14 protein-coding genes, 1 pseudogene and 1 other annotated feature are annotated in these 16,868 nt (G+C 44.5%); of the genes and pseudogenes, 7 read left to right on the top strand and 8 right to left on the bottom strand.

From position 1 onward, the window contains the following. Positions 1–70: 70 nt before the first annotated feature. Positions 71–571 carry a hypothetical protein gene (locus LWH95_RS15760; RefSeq protein WP_232919946.1) on the bottom strand — a complete coding sequence of 167 codons (501 nt, stop codon included), beginning with the start codon at positions 569–571 and terminating at the stop codon, positions 71–73. A gap of 55 nt (positions 572–626) precedes the next feature. Further along, positions 627–1,526, bottom strand: a complete 900-nt coding sequence (locus tag LWH95_RS15755; RefSeq protein ID WP_232919945.1) for a dienelactone hydrolase family protein — start codon at positions 1,524–1,526, stop codon at positions 627–629. Between the two features lie 217 nt (positions 1,527–1,743). Here LWH95_RS15755 and LWH95_RS15750 point away from each other — a divergent pair, with 217 nt between their 5' ends. Genes LWH95_RS15750 through melA form a run of 5 tightly spaced genes read left to right on the top strand, consistent with a single transcriptional unit; the run spans position 1,744 to position 7,141 of the window. Beyond that, entirely contained in the window at positions 1,744–2,778 is a 1,035-nt protein-coding gene (locus tag LWH95_RS15750; RefSeq protein ID WP_232919944.1) for a LacI family DNA-binding transcriptional regulator, read from the top strand. Positions 2,779–2,811: 33 nt separating this feature from the next. Beyond that, positions 2,812–4,092: an ABC transporter substrate-binding protein gene (locus LWH95_RS15745; RefSeq protein WP_232919943.1), complete on the top strand. Its 1,281-nt coding sequence runs from the start codon at positions 2,812–2,814 to the stop codon at positions 4,090–4,092. Further along, positions 4,085–4,996, top strand: coding sequence for a carbohydrate ABC transporter permease (locus LWH95_RS15740; protein WP_232919942.1), 912 nt, complete (start codon positions 4,085–4,087; stop codon positions 4,994–4,996). Before LWH95_RS15745 ends, LWH95_RS15740 begins: the two co-directional genes overlap by 8 nt. After that, on the top strand, positions 4,993–5,823 hold the full coding sequence (locus tag LWH95_RS15735; RefSeq protein ID WP_232919941.1) for a carbohydrate ABC transporter permease: 831 nt from the start codon (positions 4,993–4,995) through the stop codon (positions 5,821–5,823). The genes LWH95_RS15740 and LWH95_RS15735 overlap by 4 nt, the downstream gene beginning before the upstream one ends. A gap of 19 nt (positions 5,824–5,842) precedes the next feature. Next, entirely contained in the window at positions 5,843–7,141 is a 1,299-nt protein-coding gene (gene melA / locus LWH95_RS15730) for an alpha-galactosidase MelA (RefSeq protein WP_232919940.1), read from the top strand. Positions 7,142–7,163: 22 nt separating this feature from the next. On the opposite strand, the gene LWH95_RS15725 is transcribed toward melA, so the two are convergent. The 3 genes from LWH95_RS15725 to LWH95_RS15715 form a co-directional block, all read right to left on the bottom strand. Then, positions 7,164–7,475, bottom strand: coding sequence for a rhodanese-like domain-containing protein (locus LWH95_RS15725; protein ID WP_003237998.1), 312 nt, complete (start codon positions 7,473–7,475; stop codon positions 7,164–7,166). A 114-nt stretch (positions 7,476–7,589) separates the two neighbouring features. Next, on the bottom strand, positions 7,590–10,004 hold the full coding sequence (gene leuS / locus LWH95_RS15720) for a leucine--tRNA ligase (RefSeq protein WP_003237999.1): 2,415 nt from the start codon (positions 10,002–10,004) through the stop codon (positions 7,590–7,592). 109 nt (positions 10,005–10,113) lie between these two features. Then, positions 10,114–10,328, bottom strand: a binding site (T-box leader). Positions 10,329–10,431: 103 nt separating this feature from the next. After that, positions 10,432–10,767, bottom strand: a complete 336-nt coding sequence (locus LWH95_RS15715; protein ID WP_003246114.1) for a DUF4257 domain-containing protein — start codon at positions 10,765–10,767, stop codon at positions 10,432–10,434. Between the two features lie 402 nt (positions 10,768–11,169). Between LWH95_RS15715 and LWH95_RS15710 the strand changes: the two genes are divergently transcribed. Beyond that, entirely contained in the window at positions 11,170–11,955 is a 786-nt protein-coding gene (locus tag LWH95_RS15710; protein WP_003238003.1) for a blue-light photoreceptor, read from the top strand. A 31-nt stretch (positions 11,956–11,986) separates the two neighbouring features. Here the strand turns inward: LWH95_RS15710 and LWH95_RS15705 are convergent, their stop codons facing one another. Further along, on the bottom strand, positions 11,987–13,180 hold the full coding sequence (locus LWH95_RS15705; protein ID WP_232919939.1) for an MDR family MFS transporter: 1,194 nt from the start codon (positions 13,178–13,180) through the stop codon (positions 11,987–11,989). A 188-nt stretch (positions 13,181–13,368) separates the two neighbouring features. On the opposite strand from LWH95_RS15705, the pseudogene LWH95_RS15700 reads away from it, so the two are divergent. After that, positions 13,369–14,115: pseudogene (locus LWH95_RS15700) on the top strand (LMBR1 domain-containing protein). A 36-nt stretch (positions 14,116–14,151) separates the two neighbouring features. Here LWH95_RS15700 and LWH95_RS15695 read toward each other — a convergent pair. After that, entirely contained in the window at positions 14,152–16,092 is a 1,941-nt protein-coding gene (locus LWH95_RS15695) for an FtsX-like permease family protein (protein WP_119914175.1), read from the bottom strand. Beyond that, on the bottom strand, positions 16,082–16,843 hold the full coding sequence (bceA, locus tag LWH95_RS15690; protein ID WP_003238007.1) for a bacitracin ABC transporter ATP-binding protein BceA: 762 nt from the start codon (positions 16,841–16,843) through the stop codon (positions 16,082–16,084). The genes LWH95_RS15695 and bceA overlap by 11 nt, the downstream gene beginning before the upstream one ends. Positions 16,844–16,868 lie beyond the last annotated feature (25 nt).

Genomic DNA, 16,868 nt, shown 5'->3' with positions numbered 1-16,868 from the left:
TCCATTTTGTTTTTGGGCTGCTTTCTGAAACGAGCAAAAAGACCGTTTTACAGTAAAACGGTCCTGGCCCTTAGATGTCTATTCCTCTGCGTTTTTTACGATTTCGATACTTGATGAACAAGCCGATCCCATTTACCATCATCAGCCCAAAAATCGTATTGCCTAACGGTGCCCAGCCATTCTCACCTGTGAAAAGTAAAGACAGGGCCACCTTCCCAGCAAGTGTCACATTAAATAGGATTACACCTAATACAAGTGAGCGCTTCCAAAAAGCAGCCAAAATAAAACCGATCAAAACCATCATGAAAACAATTGTTAAAACAGCCGAGATCGGACTGCTTAAAAGCATTTGCTCAAATTCCAGCACTTTTTGCATTTGCAGATAAATCTTCTTAGGTTCCGGAAACCAGACCATACTGCTCATCATCAATACAAAAGTGATGATGATCCCTTTCCAGCTGCGCTTATACGCAGCATAAACCAATACTAGTAAAAAGAGAGGGCGAATATACCAGCTTAATGGATTGAGATGCCACCGGAAAGCCCAATCCAATATGTCTTGTCCTTCCATTGGTTCCACTTCCCTCGCTCAAATCTGCGCCTTTCTGCCAATTTTCCCGTGGCAGTCACAGCCACTTTTGCAAAAACCGGACAGCTTCATGCCTCATGACTGCTGTTTCGAAATGCCCCGAAGCGGAACGGACCACCCGATAGCACTCAGAAGCTCCCTGTCCAGCATACACAGCTGTCAATTCTTTTTCGATTTTGTTCACACCCTCAGCCGGCGTTAACCGGTCTTGTTCACCAACAAGGCTAAGATGTGGGCGCGGCGCGATCATGCTTTGGATCTCCGATGCGGAAAAATGCTTTGCAAGCGACGGGACGTAATAATAAAAGCCGTGCCGATCAAGATTCCGTGTTTTCATCAGCACGTGATGATCTACCTGGCTGCACAAATCCACGCACACCTTAATCCGGTCATCGAGCGCTGCTGTCCACCACGCCATCAACCCTCCCATAGACATGCCGATGGTTCCGATTCTGTCAGGCTGGACATCAGGCCGAGACTGCATATAATCTAACGCTCTTACACTGTCATAAATCATCATGCCCCACATCACTCTTCCGGTAAGAAGCATTTCTTTAAAAATCTCGCTTTCCGCTTTTCCCCGCCGATCTCCAAATCCCCAATGATCTATCGCAAGTACGCTGTACCCGAGAGACGTCAGCTCACAGGAAAAAGAAGGCGCTTTCAAATAATCCGCTCCTTCAATCAGTTCACTTTTCCCCCTATCATACTGGCCTCCATGCGAATGCTGAAACAATACGGCTGGACACGGCCCTTCTGCAGACTTCGGTTTCACAAAATAAGCAGGCACCTTTTCATGTCCGTTTAGATCGAGCAGGAGCGTTTCAATGATGTTTCCTTCTCTTTCTTCAATACGCAATATCTCCGTACTGATTTCCCTCCGTTCAGGCAAATCTCCAAGCAATTGAAACAGCTGCTTTCTTCTTTTCGCTCTCATTCCATCACCCTTCCTTATTCGCTTACTTCACATTTACGAGATGGATCTGGTTTCCCCTTTATTTTTCCAATGCAAATCGCATCATTTACTAAATATTTAGTAAACATAACGAAATATTCTGAAATTAATTATTGTAACCGTTTACTTCTATATGATAGTATCAATTTATCAAAAACAGATGAGTTAATATTTTACTAAATAGATGAGAGGGATACCTATGGTTAGGATTAAAGATATCGCCTTGAAAGCTAATGTTTCCAGTGCGACTGTGTCCAGAATTTTAAATGAAGATGAGTCGCTTTCTGTTGCAGGCGAAACGAGACAAAGAGTCATCAATATTGCAGAAGAGCTAGGCTATCAAACGGTTGCCAAACGCCGGAAAGCCCGCGGGCAAAAACAGCGGGCCCAGCCGCTGATCGGGGTGCTGAGCTGCCTGTCTCCCGATCAGGAACGGCAGGACCCTTATTTTTCTTCGATTCGCAAAGGCATTGAAAAAGAATGCTTTGAACAGGAAATTTTCATTACGAATTCGATTCATCTCGGTTCCTTTCAGGAGCATATCTTTCGGGAACTGGATGGTGTTATTGTCATCGGCCGTGTTCATGATGAAGCGGTTAAGCATATCAGCGGAAGGCTGGAGCATGCCGTATTTATCAATCATTCTCCCGATCCTCAAGCATACGATTCGATTGGCATCGATTTTGAATCCGCTTCACGCCAGGCGATTGATCACCTTTTCGATCTAGGCTACAAACGGTTAGGCTACATTGGCGGACAAGAAAAAGAGCATACGCTGAAGGACGGCCAAAGCATTCGCAGAACCATTGAAGACAAACGGCTGACCGCCTTTTTGGAGTCCGCCGCCCCCCAGCCTGAGCATGTGCTGATCGGAGAATACAGCATGCGTGAGGGCTATCGCCTAATGAAGAAAGCAATCGCTCAAGGCAATCTGCCGGAAGCATTTTTTATCGCCAGCGATTCCATGGCGATCGGCGCATTAAAAGCGCTTCAGGAAGCCGGACTCCAAGTGCCGCAGGATACGGCGATCGTCAGCTTTAACGGCATTGAAGAAGCTGAATTTGCCAGCACGCCATTAACGACGGTGAAGGTGTACACAGAGGAGATGGGCCGTACAGGCGTAAAACTGCTGCTTGACCGCCTCAATGGCCGAACGCTTCCTCACCGCGTCACCCTGCCCACAACATTAATCGTGAGACAAAGCTGCGGATATACAGCTAAGGAGGTGACATAAGAAAAGATTCATCACGATGATAAGGAGGAAAAGATGAAACACACTTTTGTTTTATTTCTCTCTCTTATTCTGCTTATTCTGCCCGGCTGCTCAGCAGAGAAAAGCTCAGCAGATACCGCAAAAAAGACGTTAACCATTTATTCTACAATGTCAACGGACAGTGAAAGAGCTACGTTCAGAAAACTGGCGGCAGCGTTTGAAAAGGAACACAGTGACATTCGTGTCAGCCTTCATTTCCCAGGCAATGACTATGAAAATATGATGCGTGTCAGAATGGCAGCCAATGATTTGCCTGCTCTTTTCGATACACATGGCTGGGGGAAAATCAGATACGGAGAATATACAGCAGATCTCCGGGATATGGAATGGACTCAAGATCTCGATCCTAATTTAAACAGCATCCTCAAAGATAAAAGCGGAAAGGTGTATGCCTATCCGATCAATCAGGCAAAAGACGGCTTGGCGTATAACCGTAATATTTTAGACCGTTACGGCATTGATCCGCCGGAAACGATGGATGACTTTATGAAAGCGCTGAGAACGATTAAAGAAAAGAGCAAGGGAAAGATTGTTCCCTTCTGGTTTGCCGGATATGACAAAAGCTCATTCGCCCAATATTACGACCAATTCGCTACACCTCTTCTCATCACAGATCCTGCCCATAATGAAAAAAAACAGCTCATCAACGGTACCTTTCATTGGAGCAAATTCACTTATTTATCAGACATCCTTAAACAAATGCAGAAAGAAAAACTAATCAATATTGACGCCGTAACCGCAAAAAAATCACAGCTGATCGAATTAATGGCCCAAAATAAAATCGCCTTTACAATGCAAGGCGGCACACTCGGCCAGGACGTTGCTCAGATCAACCCGAACGTCAAGGTCGGCATTATCCCGACACCTGCCATACATGCCGGAGATGACCCAATATGGATCGGCGGCGAACGCTACACGCTTGCGGCATGGAAAGACTCGCCCTACTTAAAAGAAGCAAAAGAATTTATCGCATTTATGGCCCGTTCCGCCAATGCCAAACAAATGGCCGAAGCCACATCACTTCCTTCAGGGCTGACCAATGTGAAAGCTGATATTTTCTACGCAAATGACTATGAGCATTATCAAGATGTCAAAGTCGAACCTTACTTCGACCGTTTATACCTGCCAAATGGAATGTGGGACGTCCTGGGCACGGTCGGGCAGGAGCTTGCGGCTGACATTTTGACACCTCAAGAGATTTCGAAGAAGCTGGAAAGAGAATATAAACGACTCCGGGAGCAATCGGAAACACAGGGAGCTGAAAACAATGAGTGAGATCGCAAGGGATGTTCATGTGGAACAGGTTAAGCCGAAAAAGCAGTCCTCACTTTGGTGGATGTATATTCCTGCTTTGCTCTCCGTTCTGGTCTTTATGATTTATCCGTTTGTGAAAGGTGCATTGATCACCTTTACAAACTGGAACGGCTTTTCTCAAGTCTACCAATGGGTGGGGTTCGCGCAATATGAAAGGCTGTTTTCTGATCCTGATACTTGGCACATCTTAAAAAACACGCTGCTTTACGGGCTCGGCAGCACCTTTTTTCAAAACGTGGTCGGACTCTTGTACGCCCTGCTCTTAAATCAAAGCATCAAAATGAAAGCGGTAACAAGAACGATTGTGTATTTGCCGGTGATGATCAGCCCGCTCATTATGGGCTACATTTGGTACTTTTTCTTCTCCTATGACGGAGGTGCGCTCAACGATTTGCTCGGTGTTTTCGGCATCAGCCCGATCAATGCGCTAGCCAGTCCATCGCTCAATCCGTGGATCATTGTCATGATTAACACCTATCAATATGTCGGGATTGCGATGGTAGTCTACTTGGCAGGCCTGCAAAGCATTCCGAAAGACTACTACGAAGCGGCGCAAATGGATGGCGCGAAACAAGGCCAGCAGTTTTTCACGATCACGCTGCCGCTGTTAATGCCCTCAATCACGATTAATATGGTTATCAATATTATCGGAGGCTTAAAGCTGTTTGACGTCATTATCGCGCTCACCGCAGGCGGCCCCGGAAATGCGTCGCAATCCATGTCCACGTTTATGTATGATTTGTACTTCAAACGGCAGGATGCCGGCTATGCTGCAACGCAAGGCATATTTATGGCATTTGTCATTTTGATCATCAGCTTTTGCGCGCTTGCGTACTTTAAAAGAAAGGAGACGGAAATGTCATGAAAGCCGCCCGTTCAAAAAAACTGTGGATCATTACGATTCTTGCCGCCATTGTGGCCTTTGCGCATTTTATTCCTTTTTACATCCTGTTGACCACTTCAATAAAAGCAAAAGGAGATTACAGTTCAAAATGGCTGTTTCCAGCTGACATCTCCTTTCATAATTTTTCAGAGGCATGGGAGCGCGCTTCGCTTGGAAACTCTTTTATGAACACCATTATCATCACAGGTTTTTCTGCCTTGTTATTGATCGTATTCGGTTCACTTGCCGCCTACCCTCTTGCCCGGCGGGAAACGAAGCTGAATAAAGCCGTTTTCGCCTTGCTGATATCCATTATGATCATCCCTCCATTAACGTCCATGGTGCCTTTGTACAGAATGGTCGTGGACGCCGGAATGGTCAATACACACGCCATCGCCATTTTGATCAATACAGCGGCTTATATGCCGTTAACCGTATTCTTGTATTCAGGCTTTATCCGTTCGACCATTCCAAAAGAGCTTGAAGAAGCCGCAAGAATTGACGGCGCAGGCATGCTGAAAATCTTTTTTACGATCGTGTTTCCTCTGCTGAAGCCGATCACTGCGACCATCTGTATTATTTCCTGTGTCTTCATATGGAACGACTATCAATTTGCGATTTTCTTTTTACAAGATCAAAAGGTTCAAACATTAACAGTGGCCATGGCAGGTTTTTTCGGAGAAAACGCCAACAATCTGCATTTAGTTGCCGCAGCCGCGCTCATGGCGATGCTGCCGATGGTTATTCTGTTTTTGGCGCTGCAAAAATACTTTATTGCCGGCCTGTCATCCGGAGCGGTAAAGGGATAACATTAAAGGAGGAAGCCATATGAAAAAGATTACATTTATCGGTGCAGGGAGCACCATTTTCGCCAAAAATGTTTTGGGAGACTGCTTGTTAACAGAAGCGCTGAATGGCTTTGAATTCGCACTTTTTGACATTGATCCAAAACGCTTGCAGGAATCCCAGCTCATGCTCGAAAATCTGAGAGACCGCTATAACCCGAGCGTGGCCATCAACAGCTACGATGACAGAAAACTCGCCTTGCAGAACGCAAGCTATGTCATCAATGCGATCCAGGTTGGAGGATATAAACCGAGCACAGTCATAGATTTCGAGATTCCTAAACGGTACGGGCTTCGTCAGACGATTGCCGACACAGTCGGCATCGGCGGGATCTTCAGGTCACTCAGAACCATCCCGGTCTTATTTGATATCGCAAAAGATATGGAAGACATGTGCCCGGATGCGTGGTTTTTAAACTATACAAATCCAATGGCTTCTCTTACAGGTGCCATGCTCCGCTATACGAATATCAAAACAATCGGGCTCTGCCACAGTGTTCAAGTGTGCACGAAGGATTTATTCAAATCTCTCGGAATGGAGCATGACGGAATCGAGGAACGCATCGCGGGCATCAATCATATGGCTTGGCTTTTGGAAGTCAAAAAAGACGGCGCAGATCTCTATCCGGAAATCAAAAGGAGAGCGAAAGAAAAACAAAAAACAAAGCATCATGATATGGTGCGGTTTGAATTGATGGATAAGTTCGGCTATTATGTCACCGAATCGTCCGAACACAACGCAGAATACCATCCATACTTTATTAAACGGAACTATCCCGAGCTGATCAGCGAGCTGCAAATCCCGCTCGACGAATATCCGAGAAGATGCGTCAAACAGATTCAAGATTGGGAGAAAATGCGGGAGGATATCGTCAACAATAAAAACCTTACGCACAAGCGCTCAAAGGAATATGGTTCAAGAATTATAGAAGCAATGGAAACGAACAAGCCGTTCACCTTCGGAGGAAACGTCTTGAATACAGGATTGATCACCAATCTGCCTTCAAAAGCGGTTGTGGAAGTGACATGCGTCGCCGACAGAAAAAAAATTACGCCGTGCTTCGCCGGAGAACTGCCTGAGCAGCTTGCAGCCTTAAACCGGACGAATATTAATACACAGCTGATGACAATTGAAGCCGCTGTCACACGGAAAAAAGAAGCGGTTTACCAAGCGGCAATGCTTGATCCGCATACAAGCGCGGAGCTTTCCATGACTGACATCATCTCCATGTGTGACGATTTATTTGCAGCACACGGCGATTGGCTTCCGGAATACAAATAAAAAACTAGGGGACCGCTCTCCCCTAGTTTTTTGGTTTTGTTTCGCCTTCCCAGGCCATCATGCCGCCTTCAACATTGACTGTTTTAAAGCCTTGCTCATCCAAGTACCTGCAGACATTCATGCTGCGCATTCCTGAGCGGCAGATAAATACGTACTCTTTGTCTTTATCAAGGGTGTCCATTTTTTCAGGAATATCCCCCATCCGAATATGAACGGCTTGCGGGATCATGCCTTCCGCCACTTCTTCATCTTCTCTTACATCAATTAAATATAGTTCTTCGTCCGCCTCAATTTTTTCTTTCAAAGCGGCTGTGCTGATTTCTTTTATCTCCAAAGAAAACACTCCTATTCACAATGATCATGTTCAGTATATCAAAGTCAGCTGGGCGATTGCTATTTAGAGACTGATGAAAAAAAATCCCCTTTGACAAAGGGGATTTTTCTAGGCTTAGTTTGCCACAATATTGACAAGCTTGCCAGGCACCGCGATGATTTTTCGAATCGTTTTGCCTTCAAGCTGCTCTTTGATCTTTTCATCTGCTTGAGCAAGCTGTTCCAGCTGTTCTTTCGTCGCATCGGCAGGCACCTGTAATTTCGCTTTTACTTTTCCGTTCAGCTGAACAACGATTTCAACTTCATCATCGACAAGTTTCGTTTCATCATATACAGGCCAAGCTTCGTATGCAATCGTGCCGGAATGGCCAAGCTTTTCCCAAAGTTCTTCCGCTAAATGAGGCGCGACAGGAGAAAGAAGCTTCACGAAGCCTTCCATATATTCTTTCGGCAGCTCTGTTGCTTTATAAGCTTCATTAATAAAGACCATCAGCTGGGAAATACCCGTGTTGAAACGAAGGCCTTCGTAATGGTCTGTGACTTTCATGACCGTTTCATGATACACGCGCTCCAATGTTTCACCAGCGCCTTCAACGATTTTGCCATTAAGCTCACCGCTGTCTTCAACAAACAGGCGCCATACGCGATCAAGGAAGCGGCGCGCGCCGTCTAATCCTGATTCAGACCAGGCGATTGAAGCATCAAGCGGCCCCATGAACATTTCGTATAATCTCAGCGTATCAGCGCCGTGAGAGGCAACGATTTCGTCAGGGTTAACGACGTTCCCTTTAGATTTACTCATTTTTTCGTTGTTTTCGCCGAGAATCATTCCTTGATTGTACAGCTTTTGGAACGGTTCTTTCGTCGGCACTACGCCGATATCATAAAGGAACTTATGCCAGAAGCGGGCATACAGAAGGTGAAGCACGGCATGTTCTGCGCCGCCGATATACATATCAACAGGAAGCCATTTTTCCAATTTCTCTGGTGATGCCAGCTGATCCGGATTCCGCGGATCAATATAGCGCAAGAAATACCAGCAGCTTCCCGCCCATTGCGGCATTGTATTCGTTTCTCTTCTTCCTTTTTTCCCTGTCTCAGGGTCTGTGACTTCCACCCAATCTTTAATGTTCGCAAGCGGTGATTCACCTGTTCCGCTCGGTTTGATTTCATCCGTTTTCGGCAAAATCAACGGCAGCTCCTCTTCCGGCACAGCCGTAGATGTTCCGTCTTCCCAATGAATAACCGGAATCGGCTCGCCCCAATAACGCTGGCGGCTGAAGAGCCAGTCGCGCAGACGGTACGTCACTTTCTTCTCACCGTTTTTCGTTTCTTCCAGCCAAGCAATCACTTTCTCAATCGCTTCCTGCTTGTTAAGGCCGTTCAGAAAATCAGAGTTCACGTGTTCGCCGTCGCCAGTGTACACTGCTTCCTCAACGTTTCCGCCTTTCACAACTTCCTTCACTGGAAGGCCGAATGTTTTGGCGAATTCAAAATCACGCTCATCGTGGCCAGGAACAGCCATGACAGCACCTGTTCCGTATGATGCAAGAACGTAATCCGCAATCCAGATCGGCAATTTTTCTCCGTTTACAGGATTGATCGCATAAGCTCCTGTGAAAACGCCTGTCTTTGTTTTCGCAAGATCTGTACGCTCAAGGTCACTCTTTGATTGAATTTCTTTGATATATGCTTCAACAGCTTCTTTTTGCTCTGCCGTTGTGATGTTTTCCACCAATGCGTGTTCCGGAGCAAGCACAGTGTATGTAGCGCCAAACAGCGTATCTGGTCTTGTCGTAAACACCGTAAAGGATTCATCATGTCCATCTATAGCAAAATGAACGTGCGCGCCTTCAGAGCGGCCGATCCAGTTGCGCTGCATATCTTTAATGCTTTCCGGCCAGTCAAGCTCTTCCAAGTCTTCAAGAAGCCTGTCCGCATATGCTGTAATTTTCAGCATCCACTGCTTCATCGGGCGTCTCTCGACCGGATGGCCGCCGCGTTCGCTCTTGCCGTCAATAACTTCTTCATTGGCAAGAACCGTTCCAAGCGCAGGGCACCAGTTTACAGGCACTTCGTCAACGTAAGCAAGGCCTTTTTCGTAAAGCTTTAAGAAAATCCATTGCGTCCATTTATAGTATTCAGGGTCAGTCGTATTGATTTCACGATCCCAGTCATACGAAAAGCCAAGCGACTGAATTTGGCGGCGGAAATTATCGATATTCTGCTTCGTAAACACAGCGGGATCGTTCCCTGTGTCCAGCGCGTATTGTTCAGCCGGCAGGCCGAATGCGTCCCAGCCCATTGGATGAAGGACATCATAGCCCTGCATCCGCTTCATGCGGGACAGAATATCCGTAGCTGTATATCCTTCAGGATGGCCGACGTGCAATCCCGCTCCTGACGGATAAGGGAACATGTCGAGCGCGTAAAATTTTTGTTTTTCATTATTATCAAGAGTGGCAAATGTTTTGTTTTCAAGCCAATATGTTTGCCATTTCTTTTCTATCTCTTTGTGCTGAAAACTCAAAGTAAAAACCTCCTTCTGATTGAATACGGCGTTTATGGTTCAAGTATTGACGGGAAGGAGAGGATTATATTCAGAATATTCCCAAACTAAAAAAAACTCCCTCATCCCTAAAAGGGACGAGAGACTTTCGTTTTCCCGCGGTACCACCCTCGTTAGCGCGGCATTCGCCGCACTCACTTGATACTTTTAACGCAGTTATGCGTCAGCGGCTTTTCACCGCTGCAACTCTGAGGTGAGTTCGGAAACAAACTTGATTGACTTTCACCAGCCGTCAACTCTCTGTTACAATATCTGCTTCTTACTGCTCCTCTTCATTGTTCTTATCGCAACCGTAATCTTAACTGTATTTTATAGAATTCTGTTCATAAGTGCAAGCAGGTTTGTATACAATGGGAATGTACCCTGAACGGGCGAGGATTGAGGACAATTATTCGGGTGGAGTTTTGGTTTGACGTTTGGACTCGGCCGGTTCGCCGCCGCTGTTCAGTTCTCTAACAAAGTCAAAACTTCTGAGAACAGCTTCACCGCCGTAGCCTGAGATAATGGATAAGATGACAAGTTGAATTCCTGAATCGGGGTCAGCGGATAATACAAGTAAAATGGAAGCCGTCATTCCGATAAACCAATCTTCCAAAAATCCAAGGTAGATAAACCGCTTCGTCATTCTGGGCTTCTCCAGCCTGCCTCTCTTTTTCACATGACCGAGAATCCCCATGATACCTCCAATTACACAAGCAATGAGTACCTGATGCAGCATCTTCATCATCACCTTCCTAAAGCCCTTATTTCGTAAAGCGACTTCAGGCCATCCAGCCCCCTTAAACGATTCCGATGATTTTCGATATCTACATACTGGCAAATCTGAAAAAGCTTGTTTCTTCCATTATATGTGAACACATGATCGGTAAGCTTGATGCATTGGATTCATTTTTCACCCAGTGACATTGACCTAGTCACTTATTAAGCTTATACAATATTCTTCCGTTCATATGTTCAATCTCTGTTCTTATTTTTAGTGTATACGAGGACAAGCCCTAATGACAAACAACAAACTGCGCTTGCTTGAATCAGAACATGTGTTGTGCTACGGTTACTGTAGAATTCATTACAAAAAGGGGAGTACCAGGCTTTCGCACAGTTAGCTGACAGCCTAAGGGGGATTTATATGGCTAGTTTTCAATCATTTGGAGTACAAGGACAGCTGGAAGTCATCAAAAAAGCGCTTGATCACGCGCGAGTCGGTGTGGTAATTACAGATCCCGCACTTGAAGACAATCCTATTGTCTACGTCAACCAAGGCTTTGTTCAAATGACCGGCTATGAAGCTGAGGAGATTTTAGGAAAGAACTGCCGCTTCTTACAGGGAAAACACACAGACCCCGCTGAAGTAGACAACATCAGAACCGCGCTACAAAATAAAGAGCCGGTTACCGTTCAGATCCAAAACTACAAAAAAGACGGAACAATGTTCTGGAATGAATTAAATATTGATCCACTGGAGATTGAAGGCAAGACCTATTTTGTCGGTATTCAAAAAGACATCACCAAGCAAAAAGAGTATGAAAAGCTTCTCGAGGATTCCCTCACAGAAATTACTGCACTTTCAACGCCTATTGTCCCGATTCGCAACGGCATTTCGGCTCTTCCGCTGATCGGCAGCCTGACAGAGGAACGATTTAATTCCATCGTCTGCACATTGACGAATATCTTATCAACATCCAAGGATGATTATCTGATCATTGATTTATCAGGATTGGCACAAGTGAATGAACAAACTGCAGACCAGATTTTCAAGCTGAGCCATTTGCTGAAATTGACAGGAACCGAATTAATTATTACCGGCATTAAGCCCGAATTGGCTATGAAAATGAATAAACTCGATGCCAATTTTTCATCGCTAAAAACATATTCAAATGTAAAGGATGCCGTTAACGTGCTTCCGATCATGTAAAAAGATCCCGCTCATCCGGCGGGATCTTTTATTATGAAGAGATTGATGCTTGCCTATTTGTTTCTTTTGCCGGTTTTATCCGTTTGTCATATAAAAGCGTTGTGGCAATACTGATCAACAGCAAAACCAAAAGAGATAAAACAAGAGCCTGAATGCCGAAGTGATCGACAAGCAAACCGCCGAACAGCGGACCAATCATTCTCCCGCCTGTCGCCGCGCTGTTGACAAAGCCTTGATAAAATCCTTCTTTCCCTTTAGGGGCAAGCTGGTTGGCAATCGTTGGCACCGCAGGCCAGACAAGCATTTCCCCGATAGTCAGGATCACCATTGCAGCCAAAAACATCGGGAAGTGCTTTGCCGTCAGCAGCATGCTGAAGGATACAATAAAAATGATAAACCCGATGACCATTTGCGCTTTCAGCGACTCCGCCCATTTTTTCACCACAAAACTGACAAGCGGCTGGCCAAGCACAATTAAAATTCCGTTAACCGTCCACAGCACGCTGTATAAGGAAAGAGATATTCCAATGCTTTGTGTGTACGAAGCAATCGTGGTAGACCACTGAGAATAAGCCAGCCATCCGAGTACATAGCCACTGCATAATATGATGAGCGCGGCAAATTTTGCTTTGCTGTTTACAGCATCATAATCAAGCACAGACGTTTGAGACGCATCCTTCGTCTGAATATTTCGAAACCCGAAATATACGATAAAGAAAAAGATCAGATACAATACAGCATTCGCCAAAAATACATATGAAAACGAGAAAGACGCCACGACACCGCCAAGCGCTGATCCGACAGCCACACCAGCGTTTTGCGCGACATAAATCGCATTAAATGCCTTCCTTCCCCCTTCAGGCCACACTGATCCTGCCATTGCGTAGCTGGCCGGAAAAACAACACCGGAACCAAAGCCCACAACCGTCAGCAGCACAATATAGGCCGGCCAATCATGAAAAAAGACAAGGCCCATCAGGCTTGCTAACGTAATCGCAATCCCAAGCATAATCGATTTAAAGCCGCCGATTTTATCAAACAAAACACCGCCGCATAAATTTCCGGCTGCACTGGCGCCTGAATTCAGCATGAGGACAAGCCCTGCTACTGTTAATGACTTCCCTAAATGATTATGGATATAAATCGTATTCAGCGGCCATAAAAAAGAAGCACCTGTCACATTGATAAACATTCCTATAATTAAAATTTTAAGAGCACCCGGCATACTCATCCCCCTTTCTTACCTAAAAAAGCTCATGAAAAAAACGAAACCTAAAACGGCTCCGTACGAATCCAGTTATCATAGCACATTCATTCTATCTGTCTATCTCACATTTTTCAACTGATGAGCGTGAAAAAATCTAACAAATATTGTTCATAAAATGTAAAATAAATAGAAAAAGGGGTAATTTTATGGAAATGGCATTAGCATTCTTAGGTTTTCTTGCATATCTCACTTCGCTTGGCTATGGATTGTATCACCTCGTCAGATATGTGCTGAAAAAGGAAAAACGTTTCTCTAAGAGACTCTTTTGACCGCTTTTCATAGGAGGCCTCGTGCTGCTCTTCACCGGAGCAGGATTGTCAGAACCTGATGCTGCTGCAGCAAATGCTGAGAAAAAATATTCAGCGCTAAACGCCGAATACAAAAGTCTCACAAAAGAGCATGAAGAACTTGAGAAAGAATATAAATCTGTCAGCTCTGAAGCAAAGAAATTGAAAGACAACACAGAAGATCAAGGCAAGCTTGAACAGCTAAAAAAAGAAAATAGCGAACTCAAAAAGACTGAGAAATCATTAAAAGCAGAGATGAAAGAGCTGCAAGAAAATCAAAAACAGCTCAAAGAAGATACAAAAACGGTAAAGGCTGAAAATGAAACACTCCAACAAGATAAAACAAAGCTTGAAAAGCAATTAAAAGAGGCAAAAAGCCAAACTGCCAGTTCTCATGAAGACACTGGAAATTCTTCAAGCAATACGAATAAAAGTGATGAAGACAAAACAGCTGACACAACAGAAGGCTGTAATATCAAAGGAAGCAAAAACGGCATCTACCACACGCCTGGCAGTACATACTATGACCGGACAACCGACCCGGCTGAAATGTTTTGCTCAGTAGAAGAAGCTGAAAACGCCGGTTATCGGGCGCCAAAACGATAAACAAAAAGCTCCAGAATCTCTGGAGCTTTTGCTGTTTTACAACGACGATTTAATAACCTTCTTATAATAAAGAACTGACAGAAAACCAAAAATGGAGTAGAGCGCAGTATATAACACCATCACCACTATCATCGGCGTCCACACCTCAGATCCGAATAAGAACCAGCCGGATTGGACGGCAAAGTAGCTGTGGAAGAGGCCGACAACCAGCGGAATGCCGAAGTTGTACATTTGTTTGATGCGTATCCCCTTTATCAGGTCGCTCTGCGTAAAACCGAGTTTTCTCAAAATCGTATAATTCGGTTTTTCATCTTCACTTTCACCCATTTGTTTAAAATAAAGGATACATCCCGATGTAATCAGGAACGTTAATCCTAAGAAGCCGACGATGAACATAACGAGACCAAACAGTGATTTTTGCACAATGCTTGTATCCAGTCTTGATAAATGCTGATCTTTCTTGTTCACCTTTTGAAAAAGCTCATTTGCTTTTTCCAGCTGGTCTTCTTGTTTTACATTGATGCCGATAAATTCAGATTGCGCGAGCTGAATGCGGGGGTCTTTATCTTTGTTCAGCCGTTTATACAGGCTGTCATCCACTATAACTGTGGGCATTCCCCCGCTTGTGAACGTGTAGGATACAAGAAACTCATCTCTTAATCCTTTATAGTTTAATGGTTGCGTTTCATGCTTGCTGTTTACTTTAATGCTGCCAGAGTCTTTTAAAATCATTATTTTTTGCAGCAAGTCGGTATACCCTGAGAAAACCGCCTCTCCAGCCGCCACATCGACTCCTTTTACATTCTTGTCGCTGACAACGGCAAGCTGTAATTTGCTAGGATCGCCCTGCATTTCTTTCGGGTTTCCATCCATGATATGTGTGACATCAAAAGTTGCTTGCAGAACGGGAGTTTCTTTTTTTACATACGAAATGTTGCTTTCACTCAAACTGTTTTCAAATTGTTTGGCATCTTTCTCATTCATGAATGAAAAATCAGCCGCTACATTTTGTTCAGCAGTCTTTTCTGCAGAGTAATACGAAATATAAGCGAGCGATAACAGCCCGATGGCGAGCGCTGAAACGGTTGTAATAATCGTCAGCAGCAACGCATTTGATTTCATTCTGAACATGATCGATGACAGTGACAGGACCTCGGAAATATTTAAGTATCCGCCCTTGCTTTTTCGGATGATGTTCGAGATAAACGTGACCGATCCTTTATAGAAGAGAAACGTCCCGATAATGACGGTCCCCAGGATAAAACTCATCGCAGCAAACAGTTCATTAATGGTCTTAAATTTTCCGCCGAACAGCTCAGAGGACACATAGTATCCTGTCAAAATCAGCACGATGCCTAAAGCGCCGATCAGCATCTGGAAAAATGATATTCTCTTCACTTTATCTTCAGTGGAGGACGTCACTTTAAACAAAGATAAAATACTCTGGTTTTTGATAAACGTATAATTCATGATCATAATCAAAAGGTAAATGCCGCAGAACACAATGATCGTTTGGATCAAGGCTTGCCCGGAAAAATGCAGTTTCGCATCAGCTTCGACATCGACAATTTTGAACAAGATCATGAGCACAAGCTTTGATATTGAAAACCCGGCAAATACCCCGATGGCTAAAGAGCCGAAATACAGCATGATATTTTCTGCACTTAAGATGCGAAAGATTTTATGCTTCGTCATTCCGATTAATTGAAACAGCCCGATTTCTTTACTCCGTCTCTTAATAAAAATCGTATTGGCATATAAAATGAAGATCGCCACTACAGCCACAAGCAAAATCGAAGCGGTTTTAATAGCCGCGGCTCCCTTGATTGAAGCCTTCACTTCGTTAATCGCAGGGTCATATTGCAGTGTGACAAAGGCGAAATAAAGCGCCACGCTAAAGATTAGCGCAAACACATACAGATAGTAATTCCGAAGATTCTTTTTCAGATTTCGCAGGATGAGCTGATTAATGTTCATGCTGCACCCCGCCTAACACGCCTTGCGTTTTCATGATATCCTGGAAAAACGTCTGCCTGTCTTGGCCCCCTTTATTCAGCTGCGTATACATTAGCCCATCCTTAATAAAAATGACTCTGCCGCAGTAGCTGGCCGCGACAGGATCATGGGTGACCATAATAATCGTGGCGTTGCGTTTTTGATTGAGCTGGCTCAGCTTGTTTAATAGATCGGAGGCTGATTTCGAATCCAGCGCGCCGGTCGGTTCATCAGCGAAAATAATGCTCGGGTCATGAATAAACGCTCTCCCGGCCGATGTTCTCTGCTTCTGGCCGCCGGAAATTTCATTCGGGTACTTATCCCGTAATTCATAAATTCCCAGTTCCTTTGCAACTTCCTCAAACTTGCGATTGGCTTCCTTTTTTGATATTTTCGTGATCGATAATGGCAGAAGGATATTCTCTTTTACTGTCAGTGTGTCTAACAAATTGTAATCTTGAAAGATAAAGCCTAAATGCTGTTTTCTAAATTCAGCCAGCTGCTTTTCCTTCATAGTAGTCATTTCGTTTCCGTTAATGTTGATCGTTCCGTGACTGACCTGATCAATCGAAGACAGTACGTTGAGCAAAGTGGTTTTGCCCGATCCGGAAGCACCCATAATACTGACGAATTCACCCTTTTCAATGTGAATATCGATGCCCTTCAGCACTTCCTGTTTATTCAGCTTGTTACCATAGCTTTTTCGAATTTTATTCGCTTCTAAAATCATCATATCCGTAGTCTCCTTTATATTGGAT

The organism is Bacillus sp. G16 (assembly GCF_021282335.1).
In the GTDB taxonomy this organism is placed as follows: Bacteria; Bacillota; Bacilli; order Bacillales; family Bacillaceae; genus Bacillus; species Bacillus inaquosorum.
Note: the sequence above shows the minus strand (reverse complement) of the source record. Positions and strands in the feature narration are given on the sequence as shown.